Source organism: Pseudomonas sp. BF-B-30 (assembly GCF_019956305.1).
GTDB lineage: Bacteria > Pseudomonadota > Gammaproteobacteria > Pseudomonadales > Pseudomonadaceae > Aquipseudomonas > Aquipseudomonas jessenii.
Map to the genome: position 1 here is coordinate 132,855 of NZ_JAHBDG010000044.1, position 13,312 is coordinate 146,166.

Genomic DNA, 13,312 nt, shown 5'->3' on the forward strand with positions numbered 1-13,312 from the left:
GGGAGTCACTCCGGGAACGCGCCGCCATTGGCCGGCTGCGATTCGACTTCCAGCAGTGTCAGCTTCAGGGTCTTGCCGCCCGGAGCCGGCCAATCGATGTGCTGGCCAACCTTCAGGCCGAGCAGCGCACTGCCCACCGGCGCCAGGATCGAGACCTTGCCTTCGTCGGCATTCGCATCCTTGGGGTACACCAGGGTCAGGTGGTAGTCCTTGCCACTGCCTTCTTCGCGGCAATGCACTCGGGAATTCATGGTCACGACATCCGCCGGCACTTCATCGTGGCCGACCACGGTATCGGCGCGATCCAGTTCGGTTTGCAGCGCAATAACGCCCGGCAGCGTGTCGTCCAGGCTGTCGATCAGACGCTCCAGACGCTGGACGTCCAGACGGGTAAGGGTGATGGAAGGTGCGGTCATGATCTGGGCAGACTCCTTTCTTCTGCACGAAAAAAGCAAAACCCCGCCAGAAAAAGGCGGGGTTTTCACAAGCCTCGATGGGTTGAGGCGTTTCTGGACACTATCACAGCTCAAAAAATATACAAGTCATGGCCAAACCGACGCTATGGACTTGTAGAGAACTCCTGTGGCGAGGGGGCTTGCCCCCGTTCGGCTGCGCAGTAGCCGTAAAAACTTGGGCCCGCTACGCGACCCAACGGGGGCAAGCCCCCTCGCCACAATGACTCACCAGGCTGAAGCTTTGCGGTGGGCAGCCTGCTCGCAAATGACGCGCCGACGCTGATCATCGGCCGAACGCCACTCACGAATATCTTCGACATGACGGAAGCAGCCCAGACACACTTTTTGCTCGTCCAGCCGGCACACACCGCTGCAGGGCGACGGTACCGCCGGGCTGACATTGCTGTAGAGCGGTTTGGGCGCACGGACAGGCGCAGGCTGGGTCACGATCTCACAGGCCTTCGAAATCGAGTTCGACACCGGCCTGCTGCTGGACGATACGCTCAAGCATTTCACCCAACTGCTCTTCGCTCTTGTCGCACATCCAGCGCTCGCTTTCTTCGTCGTAGTCGAAGTGGAAACCACCGGACACCGCCGCCAGCCACAGCTGGCGCAGCGGCTCCTGGCGACTGAAGATCAACTGGCTGGCGTTCTCGAACTTGACCGTCAGCACACCGGCCGAGCTTTCGAGGTCGATATCCAGGTCGCTTTCGTCAAAGATGTCCTCCAGGGTTTGCTGGGTGGCATCGACCAGGTCATGGAAACGCGCTTCGGACAAACTCATTACGGCAACCTCAAAAAGTGTCTGATCAGGCTCAAGCGCCGCAAGATACGGGCGAGTCCCGGTGATTGCAAAGGATAACGACCTGTGGGAGCGGGCTTGCTCGCGAATACGGACTGACATTCAACATTGATGTCGACTGACACGACGCCTTCGCGAGCAAGCCCGCTCCTCCACAAGGATTGCATGATACCGACCGGCATCGGGCCGAGCCCCGCCGGACGGGCGGTCCGTTGCATAGGCAAGCTGCCGGGTGGCCGGTATACTCCGGCGCAATTAATGCATTTTCAAGGATTTCGCCATGAAGCGCCTGATCTCTTCCCTTGCTGCGCTCCTCGCGGTTGCCTGCCTTGTGTCGGCCTGCGGTCAAAAAGGCCCGCTGTACCTGCCCGATGAAGACCAGGACCCTGTGGAGCAAGCCAAGTCGTCGCAGCAGCAGCCTGCCTCCAAAGCACACAAGCACGACGTCTACCAATAATAAGGGAACCTCATGGACGCTTTTAACTACCGTGACGGTGAACTGTTCGCGGAAGGTGTTGCCCTGTCTGCCATCGCCGAGCGCTTTGGTACACCCACCTACGTTTACTCGCGCGCACACATCGAAGCCCAATACCTGGCTTACGCCGATGCGCTGGTCGGCACACCGCACCTGGTGTGCTACGCGGTCAAGGCCAACTCCAACCTGGGCGTCCTGAATGTCCTGGCGCGTCTTGGCGCCGGTTTCGACATCGTCTCCCGTGGCGAGCTGGAACGCGTACTGGCCGCTGGCGGCAGCGCCGACAAGATTGTGTTCTCCGGCGTCGGCAAGACTCGTGACGACATGCGTCGCGCCCTGGAAGTCGGCGTGCACTGCTTCAACGTCGAATCCACCGACGAGCTGGAACGCCTGCAGGTGGTCGCCGCCGAACTGGGCGTTCGCGCGCCGATTTCGCTGCGCGTGAACCCGGACGTCGATGCCGGCACCCACCCGTACATTTCCACCGGTCTCAAAGAGAACAAGTTCGGCATCGCCATCGCCGACGCCGAAGACGTGTACGTGCGTGCCGCGCAGCTGCCGAACCTGGAAGTGGTCGGCGTCGATTGCCACATCGGCTCGCAACTGACCACCCTGCCGCCGTTCATCGACGCTCTCGACCGCCTGCTGGGCCTGGTCGATCGCCTTGGCGATTGCGGCATCTATCTGCGCCACATCGATCTCGGTGGTGGCCTGGGCGTACGATACAAGGACGAGGAGCCACCACTGGCTGCCGACTACATCAAGGCCGTGCGCGAGCGTCTCGACGGTCGTGACCTCGCGCTGGTGTTCGAGCCGGGCCGCTTCATCGTCGCCAACGCCGGCGTGCTGCTGACTCAGGTCGAATACCTCAAGCACACCGAACACAAAGACTTCGCCATCGTCGACGCCGCCATGAACGACCTGATCCGCCCGGCGCTGTATCAGGCCTGGATGGACGTCACTGCCGTGAGCCCGCGCACCTCCGCTGCCCGCGCCTACGACATCGTCGGCCCGATCTGCGAGACCGGCGACTTCCTGGCCAAGGATCGTCAGCTGGCGCTGGAGGAAGGCGACCTGCTGGCCGTGCATTCGGCCGGTGCCTACGGGTTTGTCATGAGTTCCAACTACAACACCCGCGGCCGTGCCGCAGAAGTGTTGGTGGACGGTGATCAGGCATTTGAAGTGCGTCGCCGTGAAACGGTAGCCGAGTTGTATGCTGGCGAAAGCCTGCTGCCGGAGTAAAACCATGCTGCTGCGTTTTACCAAGATGCACGGCCTGGGCAATGATTTCATGGTCCTCGACCTGGTCAGCCAGCACGCGCACATTCTGCCCAAGCATGCCAAGCAATGGGGTGACCGGCACACCGGCATCGGTTTCGACCAGTTGCTGATCGTTGAAGCGCCGAGCAACCCGGACGTGGATTTCCGCTATCGGATCTTCAACTCTGACGGTTCCGAAGTGGAACAGTGCGGCAACGGTGCGCGCTGCTTCGCCCGTTTCGTGCTCGACAAGCGCCTGACCGCAAAGCGGCTGATTCGCGTCGAGACCAAAAGCGGCGTCATCGAGCTCGACGTGCGTAACGACGGCCAGATCAGCGTCAACATGGGCGCACCACGCCTGGTGCCGGCGGATATTCCGTTCCAGGCACCGGAGCAGGCCAAGAGTTATCAGGTCGACGTCGACGGCACCCCGGTCGATCTGGCCGCCGTGTCCATGGGCAACCCCCATGCCGTGCTGCGGGTCAGCGATATCAACAACGCGCCGGTGCATGAACTGGGCCCGAAAATCGAACATCACCCGCGCTTCCCGGCACGGGTCAATGTCGGTTTTCTCCAGGTCATCGACCGGAGCCGCGCGCAATTGCGCGTCTGGGAGCGTGGAGCCGGGGAAACCCAGGCTTGCGGAACCGGCGCCTGTGCCGCCGCAGTGGCCGCGATCAGCCAGGGGTGGATGGATTCGCCGCTATTGATCGACCTGCCTGGCGGGCGCTTGTCCATCGAATGGGCAGGCCCTGGCCAACCGGTGATGATGACCGGCCCGGCAGTGCGCGTATATGAAGGACAAGTGCGTCTTTGAGTGAGCGAAATCCATGACCGACAAGCCTCAGGTACCCGCACGACAAGCTGACGAATCACCGTCCGAAAGCCTCGAGGCGGCGGCTGTAGCCGCGTACCTGGAGGCTCATCCGGACTTCTTCGTCGAGCACGAAGAACTGCTCCCGTCCCTGCGTATCCCCCATCGGCGCGGCGATACCGTGTCGCTGGTCGAGCGTCAGATGACCATCCTGCGCGACCGCAACATTGAACTGCGTCATCGCCTGTCGCATTTGATGGACGTGGCCCGGGACAACGACCGCCTGTTCGAAAAGACCCGTCGCCTGATCCTGGCATTGATGGATGCTGCCAGCCTGGAAGACGTGGTGATGTGCGTCGAAGACAGCCTGCGCCAGGAGTTCCAGGTGCCCTTCGTCAGCCTCATCCTGCTCGGCGACAACGCCATGCCGGTGGGCCGCTGGGTCACCCACGCCGAAGCTCAAGTGGCCATCGGCGGTTTGCTCTCGGAAGACAAAAGCGTCAGCGGCAGCCTGCGCGAGCATGAACTGGACTTCCTGTTCGGCGAAGAACAGCGCAAGCAGATCGGCTCCACCGCAGTTGTCGCCATCAGCCACCAAGGCATCCACGGCATCCTGGCCATCGCCAGCCGTGATCCGCAGCACTACAAAAGCTCGGTGGGCACCTTGTTCCTGAGCTACATCGCTGAAGTCATGGGTCGCGTGCTGCCACGGGTCAACAATTCCCTGCGCTCGGTACGCTGAACATGGAACGACAACTGGACGCTTACTGCGAACACCTGCGCAGTGAGCGGCAGGTGTCGCCGCACACACTGTCGGCCTACCGCCGCGACCTCGATAAAGTTCTGGGCTGGTGCGTCAAACAGAATATCGGCAGCTGGGCGGCGCTGGATATCCAGCGCCTGCGTAGCCTGGTTGCCCGTCTGCATGCCCAAGGCCAATCGTCCCGCAGCCTGGCGCGATTACTGTCAGCCGTTCGCGGGCTCTATCACTACCTGAACCGCGAAGGCCTGTGCGACCACGATCCGGCCAATGGCCTCGCGCCGCCCAAAGGCGAACGCCGCCTGCCGAAAACCCTCGACACCGACCGCGCCCTGCAACTGCTGGAAGGTGGGGTCGAGGATGACTTTCTGGCACGTCGGGACCAAGCGATTCTCGAGCTGTTCTATTCCTCCGGCTTGCGGCTTTCGGAGCTGACGGGGCTCAATCTCGATCAGCTCGATCTGGCTGACGGCATGGTCCAGGTGCTCGGCAAAGGCAGCAAGACCCGCCTGCTGCCGGTAGGAAAAAAGGCCCGCGAAGCGCTGGAGCAGTGGCTGCCATTGCGAGCCATGGCCAACCCGGCGGACGATGCGGTGTTCGTCAGCCAGCAAGGCCGCCGCCTCGGCCCCCGGGCGATCCAGGTGCGGGTCAAGGCTGCCGGCGAGCGCGAACTGGGGCAGAACCTGCATCCGCACATGTTGCGACACTCCTTCGCCAGCCATTTGCTGGAATCGTCCCAGGACCTGCGCGCGGTGCAGGAACTGCTCGGACACTCGGACATCAAGACCACACAGATCTACACCCACCTGGACTTCCAGCATCTGGCAGCCGTCTACGACAGCGCCCACCCACGGGCCAAACGCATGAAAGGCGACGATTCATGAGTATTCAGTTGATCACCTTCGATCTCGACGACACCCTGTGGGACACCGCCCCGGTGATCGTCAGCGCCGAAGCCGTTTTGCGTGAATGGCTGACCGAGCACGCGCCCAACCTGGGAGCAGTGCCGGTGGAACATTTGTGGGCCATTCGTGAGCGCGTATTGAGCAACGAGCCTGGCCTCAAGCACCGCATCAGCGCCCTGCGTCGGCGGGTGCTGTTCCACGCACTGGAAGAGTCCGGTTATGGGCATGACGAAGCCTCGGACCTGGCGGACAAGAGTTTTGAAGTATTCCTGCATGCCCGGCATCAGATCGAAGTGTTTCCGGAGGTCGAACCGACCCTGGAAATCCTCGCCAATCATTACGCCCTCGGCGTGGTCACCAATGGCAACGCCGATGTGCGTCGGCTGGGCCTGGCGGATTACTTCAAGTTTGCGCTTTGCGCCGAAGACATCGGCATTGCCAAACCCGATGCGCGATTGTTCCAGGAGGCCTTGCAACGCGGTGGCGCGACCGCTGAATCGGCGGTGCACATTGGCGATCATCCAGGTGATGACATTGCCGGTGCGCAGCAGGCGGGAATGCGGGCGATCTGGTTCAACCCGGCGGGCAAGGTCTGGGAAGCCGAACGGTTGCCGGATGCAGAGATTCGCAGCCTGAGCGATTTGCCGGCATTGCTGGCGCGGTGGAATTCGGTATCGACCTGACAAAAAACCCGTGGGAGCGAGCTTGCTCGCGATGAGGGCTTAACATTCAAAATAAATGTTGCCTGACACTCCGCCATCGCGAGCAAGCTCGCTCCCACAGGGATCACCACAGGTTTCATGTTTTTTTTCAGGCATGAAAAAGCCCGCAGCGACGGCGGGCTTTTTCAGCAAGCGGGTAGCAGGCTCAGATAGGCCGGCTGCCGTACTTGTTGTCAGGCTTCTTGGGAGGATCTGCGACCACATTGGCCTCCACTTCCTGCACCTTGCCACCACGAGCCAGGAACTCTTCCATGGCCTTGGCCAGGGCATCGCGTTCCTTGTTCTTGGCTTCGACACTCGGCAGCTCATCGACCGATACCGCTGCCTTGGCCTTGCCTTTGGCGGTCGGAACCGGCGCATCACCACCGTCGTCTTCAGCGACGTCTTCCGCCGCTGCTTCCAGACCTTCTTCGGTTTCGTCGTCGTCGCCTACTTCGAGGTCGTCGTTTTCCAGATCATCGTCGCTCATGTTCTACCTCATGACTTGCGAAAAGCAGATTAGTTATAGCCCAGCTTTGCCCTCTGTCGAAGGCTGCCGGAAAAAAATCAACAGCCGCTGCTGACCAGCGGTTATGCCCCTTCACCGTGCACGGTGGCGAGGACTTTACGGGCACCGCCATGATCACGGTGCTCGCCCAGATAAACGCCTTGCCAGGCCCCCAACGCCAACCGGCCTGCCGCAATCGGCAAACTGAGCTGACAGCCAAGCACGCTGGCCTTGAAGTGCGCCGGGAGGTCGTCCAGGCCTTCGTCGTTATGCTCATAGCCGTCTGTTCCTTGTGGGATCAGACGATTGAAAAATCGTTCGAAGTCGCGACGTACCGCCGGATCGGCGTTCTCGTTGATAGTCAACGACGCCGAGGTATGCTGCAGCCACAAGTGCAACAGACCGACCCGACACGCCTTGAGTTCAGGCAGGCCGGCGAGTAACTCGTCCGTTACCAGATGAAAGCCCCGGGGCCTCGCCCGCAAGGTAATCAGAGTCTGTTGCCACATACAGTTCTCCGCACGTTCGGGGCGCATTCTAGCGCGCTCTGTGAAAAAACAAAGGCCCTAATATTCCTTCAATCCTGTAAGCCTTTGGCTGCACAAAAACACCCGACGTAAACATCATAAAACCTGTAGGAAAAAACCTTTCAGCTCGGCCTTCAACGACAAATTCCAGACAAAAAAATGCCCGGCAAGCCGGGCAGTTTTTTACGCGCTTGCTTACAAGTTGTAGCCGCGTTCGTTGTGAAGCGCCAGATCGATGCCGACCGCTTCTTCTTCTTCGTTGATACGCAGGCCCATGACCGCATCCAGCACCTTGAGGATGATGTATGTAGCGATCGCGGTGTAGATCACCGTGAAGCCCACGCCTTTGCACTGAATCCACACTTGTGCGGCGATGTCGGTCACGGTGCCGAAGCCACCCAGGGACGGAGCAGCGAACACACCGGTCAGGATTGCGCCGAGGATACCGCCGATACCGTGCACGCCGAAGGCGTCCAGGGAATCGTCATAGCCGAGCTTGCGCTTGAGGGTGGTGGCGCAGAAGAAGCACACCACGCCAGCCGCCAGACCGATTACCAATGCGCCCATCGGGCCAACGGTGCCGGCAGCCGGGGTGATTGCCACCAGACCGGCAACCACGCCCGAAGCGATGCCCAGTGCGCTAGGCTTGCCGTGGGTGAGCCACTCGGCAAACATCCAGCCCAGTGCAGCAGCAGCGGTAGCGATTTGCGTCACCAGCATCGCCATGCCGGCGGTACCGTTGGCCGCAGCGGCGGAACCGGCGTTGAAACCGAACCAGCCAACCCACAGCATGGCCGCGCCCATCAGGGTGTAACCGAGGTTGTGCGGCGCCATCGGCGTGGTCGGGAAACCCTTGCGCTTGCCCAGCACCAGGCAAGCAACCAGGCCTGCTACACCGGCGTTGATGTGCACCACGGTGCCGCCGGCGAAGTCCAGAACGCCCCAGTCCCACATCAGGCCACCGTTGCCGGACCAGACCATGTGCGCAATCGGCGCATACACCAGGGTGAACCAGATACCCATGAAAATCAGCATCGCGGAGAACTTCATCCGCTCGGCGAACGCACCGACGATCAGCGCCGGGGTGATGATCGCGAAAGTCATCTGGAAGGTGATGAACACCGCCTCGGGGAACAGCGCTGCCGGGCCGGTGAGGCTCGCTGGCGTGACACCCGCAAGGAACGCCTTGCCCATGCCGCCGAAGAACGAGTTGAAGTTGACGACGCCCTGCTCCATGCCCGTGGTGTCGAACGCGATGCTGTAGCCATAAATGACCCACAGGACGCTGATCAGACCGGTAATGGCGAAGCACTGCATCATCACGGAAAGAATGTTTTTCGACCGAACCATGCCGCCGTAGAACAGCGCGAGGCCGGGAATGGTCATGAACAGCACGAGAGCTGTCGAGGTCAACATCCAGGCGGTGTCGCCGGAGTTGAGGACTGGGGCCGCCACTTCGTCTGCCGCCAGAGCAAGGCTGGGCATTACGATGGACAACAGGGCTCCTAGCCCTGCGAATTTACGCAGAGTCATATTGTTTTCTCCTGGGGCGTTGGGTTTGTGGCGGCTTAGATAGCGTCGGTATCGGTTTCGCCGGTACGGATGCGAATCGCCTGTTCCAGATTGACCACGAAGATCTTGCCGTCACCGATCTTGCCGGTGTTGGCAGCCTTGGTGATGGCCTCGATTACCCGGTCCAGATCCTTGTCGTCGATGGCGACGTCGATCTTCACCTTGGGCAGGAAATCGACCACGTATTCCGCGCCGCGATACAGCTCGGTGTGACCCTTCTGCCGACCAAAGCCTTTGACTTCGGTGACGGTAATGCCCTGCACGCCGATCTCGGACAGCGACTCGCGTACGTCGTCCAGCTTGAACGGCTTGATGATGGCAGTGACTAGCTTCATGAAAACTCTCTCCCGAATTTGGTGGACTTGCCCCAGGAAAACAAACCCGTCTCAAGTCTAAGCGCAGTGCCTGGCTTTGTAACGCATCGTCGGCCCTGACCTGCCCGTCCGACGCCCCTCACGAAACACTCCCCCGCTTCGCTTGGCGCACTGCGTTCGTCACAGTGACTGCATCAGTGCATGGGTCATCAGGGTCTAAGCAGAAAGCTTGCCATCTCCATAAAAACTACTGTTTTCAAGCCTTTACCCGCAAATGACTGCTACTTCGCAACAATACCCGACGCGATACGCACTACAACGGTGCGACAGCGTCCGTCCCCATGCGCGAAAATCGTGCATCCCTTGCCCGCGCAAATGACTATAGACACTGCGTGATACACTGCCCGTCATTGTTTCCAGGACATTGCCCATGCTCGCGCCAAAAGACTTCCTCGACGCCCTCACCGGCACCGCCTCCCGCCTTTTCAGCGGCGACACGCCTCTGCCGAAAGCCGAAATCGAAAGCCAGTTCAAAATGTTGCTGCAGAGCGGCTTCAGTAAACTGGATCTGGTGAGTCGGGAAGAGTTCGATAGCCAGATGGTCGTACTGGCACGCACCCGCGCTCGCCTCGAAAGCCTCGAAGCGAAAGTCGCCGAGCTGGAAGCGAAACTGAACCCACCAACCGAATAACACCGCAAATGCTCACTGTGGAACCCAATCCACTGTGGGAGCGAGCCTGCTCGCGAAATGGTCGCCACGACCTTCAGACTCACCTGTAGGAATTGCCGCAACCTGCGCTCTTCAAGCCCGCAAGAATCCCGGCAACTTCCTACGAAGATCTCACTCCCCTTCCGATTGCGCCGCAAAGCTCCGGTTCCTAAGCTCACTCCCAACTGATTAGCCAGCAATGGGTTTAGCGACTCGAACAGCACCCGACGCACCGTGACCACGTTCGAACCAGAGATTTATTCCTTTCTCGAATTACGGCCGTGCATGGAAGACCTTCGGGCCTGCCGGTATTTCCGCAGGCTACGGTTCGCCAATTCGCTCGAAAAAGTTTAAGCCCATGTTACATGGCTTAGATAATAGTTTGTGATGAGCACAACTTTTTAAATGGAATACTGTTAGCAACACCACAAGGAGCAACACCCATGAAAATATCCAAGTCTTTAATTGCCGCTTTCCGCATTGACTGCATTTCACATAAGTTCAGCGGTCGCTGGGCCGTCTGTTACAGTCACATTCAAGAACCTTGGAACACAGACTGCTACGTATACCCCCATAACAAACAACGAAGCTATAACGAAAGCAAACGCATCACCTACTCCACAAGCGTCCGTGATTGCAAATGGCTCAGATACGTACGTCATACAAAGCCAGATATCACCTGATTACAATCATGCTAATTTGCGATATCAAATTGGCAACAAGAAATGTATTTATTTAGCTACATTTGTGACTACTCCTGGCTTTGGTGCGAGTAAAATTCCAAAATGGAATAATACGGCCACGCCTAGTGGTGGGGCCGCCTGCACTATCAAGGTAACTAAAGCAAATCCGTCCACCTATGCCTGGTCAATAGTAATCACCATGAAATAAAGCATGTAGCGCCTTAATCGGCTTATAAGATCTTGCCAAAACATCAACATTTATTAGGCAACATATTATATTTTATGTCATCGAACAGGGAGTGGCAAAAAATGGTTAACTCACTAAACAATTTTGCAGCTAACAGCGGCCAAGCGCTGGCTGAAACAAAAAAATTGACAGCGACTCCCGGCAAAAACCCAGGCGTCAACCAAAGCACACCCCAAGTCCCATTTGGCAACGCACGAGATAGCAGTACCGTTTCCACGCTAGCGAGCCAATTGAGCGAAGCCTCAGTACGCGCACAGGCCCGGGATGCACGCCTAACTAGAACGGAACTGAGTTCGATGGCTAATAACACATTCAACGAATTGGAGGGCACTAATTATACTACCAACAAATCAAAATACGACTCTGAAGTTCCCGACACAGATAGTGCCACATTACTAGCGCGCGCCAAAAGTGCGACACAGTATACAAACGGACTCGGCAAAAATCCGTTTTCGGGGATGCCCATGGATCAGCTGGCTTTAATTACTTACGATGACAGCGGCACCTTTACCGTGAATGAAAGGCGGGCAGCACTGGAAGAGTCAGCCAAACAAGAATTTGCATGGCGACAGAAAGTGGTGGCCGAAGCAGAGTTTGAATATAACAGCACTGGAAAACTCACAAACTTCTCCCAAAGTGTCCTTGACCATTACAAGGGTTTGCCCCCGGTGCTGCAAGCACAGTATCCAAACAACTATGAAGCCAAACTTAAGCACTGGATAGATTTAGACTTCAACTACTTTACGAATGTCGCAGAAGGTAAAAAGAAGATGATTGCCGAGATCTTCGCCAGCAAAATCCTGGACGGCGATAATAGCTTGTTTGACGACACAACCTCTTCCAAACAAGCTGCCTCAACATAAGTTGCTTGATTTACACGCGAAATAAATGCGCAGGGGTGTGTCAGGCTGACTTTGCCAGCAGGTTTTACGACAGCTGCGCAGCCGAACTCAGCGTTTGGCTGATGTTACAGTGCGTGGCTTCAGCAACATTCTGCGAAAGTTTCCCTCCTATCCGACCGGACTCCACGACTACCCTTCAAAAACCCGCAGGAAGCGGCTCCCGTCATCTCAAGGAACGACCATGTCCCTCTCCATCGTCCACAGCCGCGCCCAGATTGGCGTGGATGCGCCCGCTGTCACCGTTGAAGTCCACCTGGCCAATGGTTTGCCGTCGCTGACGATGGTCGGCCTGCCCGAGGCGGCGGTAAAGGAAAGCAAGGACCGGGTGCGCAGCGCGATCATCAATTCGGGGCTGCAATTTCCGGCGCGGCGGATCACGTTGAATCTGGCGCCGGCGGATTTACCCAAGGATGGCGGGCGGTTCGATCTGGCGATTGCCCTGGGGATTCTCTCGGCCAGTGTGCAGGTGCCTACGTTGACGCTCGATGATGCGGAATGCCTTGGGGAGTTGGCGTTATCAGGTGCCGTGCGGGCGGTTCGTGGGGTCTTGCCAGCGGCGCTGGCGGCGCGCAAGGCCGGGCGCTGGTTGATGGTGCCGCGAGCTAACGCTGAAGAGGCGTGCCTGGCCTCGGGACTGAAAGTAATTGCGGTGGATCATCTGCTTGAGGCCGTTGCGCACTTCAATGGGCATACACCGATTGAGCCTTATGTCTCCAATGGCCTGCTCTACGCCAGCAAACCCTACCCCGACTTGAATGAAGTGCAGGGGCAACTCGCGGCCAAGCGTGCGCTGCTGATCGCTGCCGCTGGTGCTCACAACCTGTTGTTCAGCGGGCCGCCGGGAACGGGGAAAACCCTGTTGGCGAGCCGCTTGCCGGGATTGCTGCCGCCGCTGGCCGAAAATGAAGCGCTGGAAGTGGCGGCGATTCAGTCGGTCGTCAGTTGCTCGCCGTTGAGCCATTGGCCGCAGCGGCCGTTTCGCCAACCGCATCACTCGGCGTCCGGCCCCGCGCTGGTGGGGGGCGGCTCGAAACCGCAGCCCGGCGAAATCACCCTCGCCCATCACGGCGTCCTGTTTCTGGACGAACTACCGGAGTTTGATCGCAAGGTTTTGGAGGTGCTCCGGGAGCCACTGGAATCCGGCCACATCGTGATCTCTCGTGCCAAGGACCGCGTACGCTTCCCGGCGCGCTTTCAACTGGTCGCAGCGATGAATCCCTGCCCCTGTGGATATCTTGGCGAGCCGAGCGGCCGTTGCTCCTGTACGCCGGACATGGTTCAGCGCTATCGCAACAAATTGTCGGGGCCGCTGCTGGATCGTATCGATCTGCACCTTACGGTTGCTCGCGAAGCCACGGCGTTAAATCCTGCGTTGAAACCCGGCGACGATACTGCCACCGCCGCCGAGTTGGTTGCCGATGCACGAGAACGGCAACAAAAGCGCCAAGGCTGTGCCAATGCATTCCTCGATTTGCCGGGCCTGCGCAGACATTGCAAGTTGTCCACAGTTGACGAAACCTGGCTGGAAACGGCGTGTGAACGGCTGACCTTGTCGCTGCGAGCGGCCCATCGACTGCTCAAGGTTGCTCGCACCTTGGCGGACCTTGAGCAAGTCGATGGCATCACCCGTGAACACTTGGCCGAGGCGCTGCAATATCGGCCGACAACACTCTAGTCA

16 protein-coding genes are annotated in these 13,312 nt (G+C 58.9%); 9 read left to right on the top strand and 7 right to left on the bottom strand.

Going from position 1 to position 13,312, the window contains the following annotated elements; translation table 11 throughout:
• Nucleotides 1-5: 5 nt before the first annotated feature.
• The 3 genes from rnk to cyaY all read right to left on the bottom strand — a co-directional run bounded on the left by rnk (nt 6) and on the right by cyaY (nt 1,239).
• Entirely contained in the window at nt 6-416 is a 411-nt protein-coding gene (gene rnk, locus KGB29_RS21345) for a nucleoside diphosphate kinase regulator (RefSeq protein WP_007980800.1), read from the bottom strand.
• A gap of 264 nt (nt 417-680) precedes the next feature.
• Nucleotides 681-902, bottom strand: a complete 222-nt coding sequence (locus KGB29_RS21350) for a DUF1289 domain-containing protein (protein WP_150814546.1) — start codon at nt 900-902, stop codon at nt 681-683.
• A 4-nt stretch (nt 903-906) separates the two neighbouring features.
• Nucleotides 907-1,239: an iron donor protein CyaY gene (gene cyaY, locus KGB29_RS21355; RefSeq protein WP_090452113.1), complete on the bottom strand. Its 333-nt coding sequence runs from the start codon at nt 1,237-1,239 to the stop codon at nt 907-909.
• 298 nt (nt 1,240-1,537) lie between these two features.
• On the opposite strand from cyaY, the gene lptM reads away from it, so the two are divergent.
• The 6 genes from lptM to KGB29_RS21385 are packed head-to-tail and all read left to right on the top strand — an operon-like array spanning nt 1,538 to nt 6,154.
• Nucleotides 1,538-1,714, top strand: a complete 177-nt coding sequence (lptM, locus tag KGB29_RS21360; protein WP_007980804.1) for an LPS translocon maturation chaperone LptM — start codon at nt 1,538-1,540, stop codon at nt 1,712-1,714.
• Between the two features lie 12 nt (nt 1,715-1,726).
• Nucleotides 1,727-2,974, top strand: a complete 1,248-nt coding sequence (gene lysA, locus KGB29_RS21365) for a diaminopimelate decarboxylase (protein ID WP_057712781.1) — start codon at nt 1,727-1,729, stop codon at nt 2,972-2,974.
• Between the two features lie 4 nt (nt 2,975-2,978).
• The gene (gene dapF / locus KGB29_RS21370; protein WP_046039004.1) at nt 2,979-3,809 is read left to right on the top strand and encodes a diaminopimelate epimerase; all 831 of its coding nucleotides are present in this window, start codon (nt 2,979-2,981) and stop codon (nt 3,807-3,809) included.
• Nucleotides 3,810-3,822: 13 nt separating this feature from the next.
• On the top strand, nt 3,823-4,548 hold the full coding sequence (locus tag KGB29_RS21375; protein WP_015097340.1) for a DUF484 family protein: 726 nt from the start codon (nt 3,823-3,825) through the stop codon (nt 4,546-4,548).
• A 2-nt stretch (nt 4,549-4,550) separates the two neighbouring features.
• Complete coding sequence (gene xerC / locus KGB29_RS21380) at nt 4,551-5,450, top strand: tyrosine recombinase XerC (RefSeq protein ID WP_057398701.1); 900 nt, start codon at nt 4,551-4,553, stop codon at nt 5,448-5,450.
• Nucleotides 5,447-6,154, top strand: coding sequence for an HAD family hydrolase (locus tag KGB29_RS21385; protein WP_150814545.1), 708 nt, complete (start codon nt 5,447-5,449; stop codon nt 6,152-6,154). Before xerC ends, KGB29_RS21385 begins: the two co-directional genes overlap by 4 nt.
• A gap of 184 nt (nt 6,155-6,338) precedes the next feature.
• Here KGB29_RS21385 and sutA read toward each other — a convergent pair whose 3' ends face one another.
• The 4 genes from sutA to glnK all read right to left on the bottom strand — a co-directional run bounded on the left by sutA (nt 6,339) and on the right by glnK (nt 9,114).
• Nucleotides 6,339-6,662: a transcriptional regulator SutA gene (gene sutA / locus KGB29_RS21390; RefSeq protein ID WP_007980816.1), complete on the bottom strand. Its 324-nt coding sequence runs from the start codon at nt 6,660-6,662 to the stop codon at nt 6,339-6,341.
• Between the two features lie 101 nt (nt 6,663-6,763).
• Nucleotides 6,764-7,189 carry a secondary thiamine-phosphate synthase enzyme YjbQ gene (locus tag KGB29_RS21395; RefSeq protein WP_150814544.1) on the bottom strand — a complete coding sequence of 142 codons (426 nt, stop codon included), beginning with the start codon at nt 7,187-7,189 and terminating at the stop codon, nt 6,764-6,766.
• A gap of 213 nt (nt 7,190-7,402) precedes the next feature.
• On the bottom strand, nt 7,403-8,740 hold the full coding sequence (locus KGB29_RS21400) for an ammonium transporter (RefSeq protein WP_057712776.1): 1,338 nt from the start codon (nt 8,738-8,740) through the stop codon (nt 7,403-7,405).
• A gap of 35 nt (nt 8,741-8,775) precedes the next feature.
• The gene (gene glnK, locus KGB29_RS21405; protein ID WP_002555808.1) at nt 8,776-9,114 is read right to left on the bottom strand and encodes a P-II family nitrogen regulator; all 339 of its coding nucleotides are present in this window, start codon (nt 9,112-9,114) and stop codon (nt 8,776-8,778) included.
• A gap of 409 nt (nt 9,115-9,523) precedes the next feature.
• Between glnK and KGB29_RS21410 the strand changes: the two genes are divergently transcribed.
• The 3 genes from KGB29_RS21410 to KGB29_RS21420 all read left to right on the top strand — a co-directional run bounded on the left by KGB29_RS21410 (nt 9,524) and on the right by KGB29_RS21420 (nt 13,309).
• Nucleotides 9,524-9,784, top strand: a complete 261-nt coding sequence (locus KGB29_RS21410; RefSeq protein ID WP_046038993.1) for an accessory factor UbiK family protein — start codon at nt 9,524-9,526, stop codon at nt 9,782-9,784.
• A gap of 1,010 nt (nt 9,785-10,794) precedes the next feature.
• Nucleotides 10,795-11,595, top strand: a complete 801-nt coding sequence (locus KGB29_RS21415; RefSeq protein ID WP_223543933.1) for a hypothetical protein — start codon at nt 10,795-10,797, stop codon at nt 11,593-11,595.
• Nucleotides 11,596-11,815: 220 nt separating this feature from the next.
• Nucleotides 11,816-13,309 carry a YifB family Mg chelatase-like AAA ATPase gene (locus KGB29_RS21420; RefSeq protein ID WP_057712774.1) on the top strand — a complete coding sequence of 498 codons (1,494 nt, stop codon included), beginning with the start codon at nt 11,816-11,818 and terminating at the stop codon, nt 13,307-13,309.
• The last annotated feature ends 3 nt before the right edge of the window (nt 13,310-13,312 follow it).

Bases quoted from the DNA above. Each gene is read 5' to 3' on its own strand.
- rnk (WP_007980800.1), bottom strand. From the start codon at position 416: ATGACCGCACCTTCCATCACCCTTACCCGTCTGGACGTCCAGCGTCTG.
- cyaY (WP_090452113.1), bottom strand. From the start codon at position 1,239: ATGAGTTTGTCCGAAGCGCGTTTCCATGACCTGGTCGATGCCACCCAG.
- lptM (WP_007980804.1), top strand. From the start codon at position 1,538: ATGAAGCGCCTGATCTCTTCCCTTGCTGCGCTCCTCGCGGTTGCCTGC.
- lysA (WP_057712781.1), top strand. From the start codon at position 1,727: ATGGACGCTTTTAACTACCGTGACGGTGAACTGTTCGCGGAAGGTGTT.
- dapF (WP_046039004.1), top strand. From the start codon at position 2,979: ATGCTGCTGCGTTTTACCAAGATGCACGGCCTGGGCAATGATTTCATG.
- KGB29_RS21375 (WP_015097340.1), top strand. From the start codon at position 3,823: ATGACCGACAAGCCTCAGGTACCCGCACGACAAGCTGACGAATCACCG.
- xerC (WP_057398701.1), top strand. From the start codon at position 4,551: ATGGAACGACAACTGGACGCTTACTGCGAACACCTGCGCAGTGAGCGG.
- KGB29_RS21385 (WP_150814545.1), top strand. From the start codon at position 5,447: ATGAGTATTCAGTTGATCACCTTCGATCTCGACGACACCCTGTGGGAC.
- sutA (WP_007980816.1), bottom strand. From the start codon at position 6,662: ATGAGCGACGATGATCTGGAAAACGACGACCTCGAAGTAGGCGACGAC.
- KGB29_RS21395 (WP_150814544.1), bottom strand. From the start codon at position 7,189: ATGTGGCAACAGACTCTGATTACCTTGCGGGCGAGGCCCCGGGGCTTT.
- KGB29_RS21400 (WP_057712776.1), bottom strand. From the start codon at position 8,740: ATGACTCTGCGTAAATTCGCAGGGCTAGGAGCCCTGTTGTCCATCGTA.
- glnK (WP_002555808.1), bottom strand. From the start codon at position 9,114: ATGAAGCTAGTCACTGCCATCATCAAGCCGTTCAAGCTGGACGACGTA.
- KGB29_RS21410 (WP_046038993.1), top strand. From the start codon at position 9,524: ATGCTCGCGCCAAAAGACTTCCTCGACGCCCTCACCGGCACCGCCTCC.
- KGB29_RS21415 (WP_223543933.1), top strand. From the start codon at position 10,795: ATGGTTAACTCACTAAACAATTTTGCAGCTAACAGCGGCCAAGCGCTG.
- KGB29_RS21420 (WP_057712774.1), top strand. From the start codon at position 11,816: ATGTCCCTCTCCATCGTCCACAGCCGCGCCCAGATTGGCGTGGATGCG.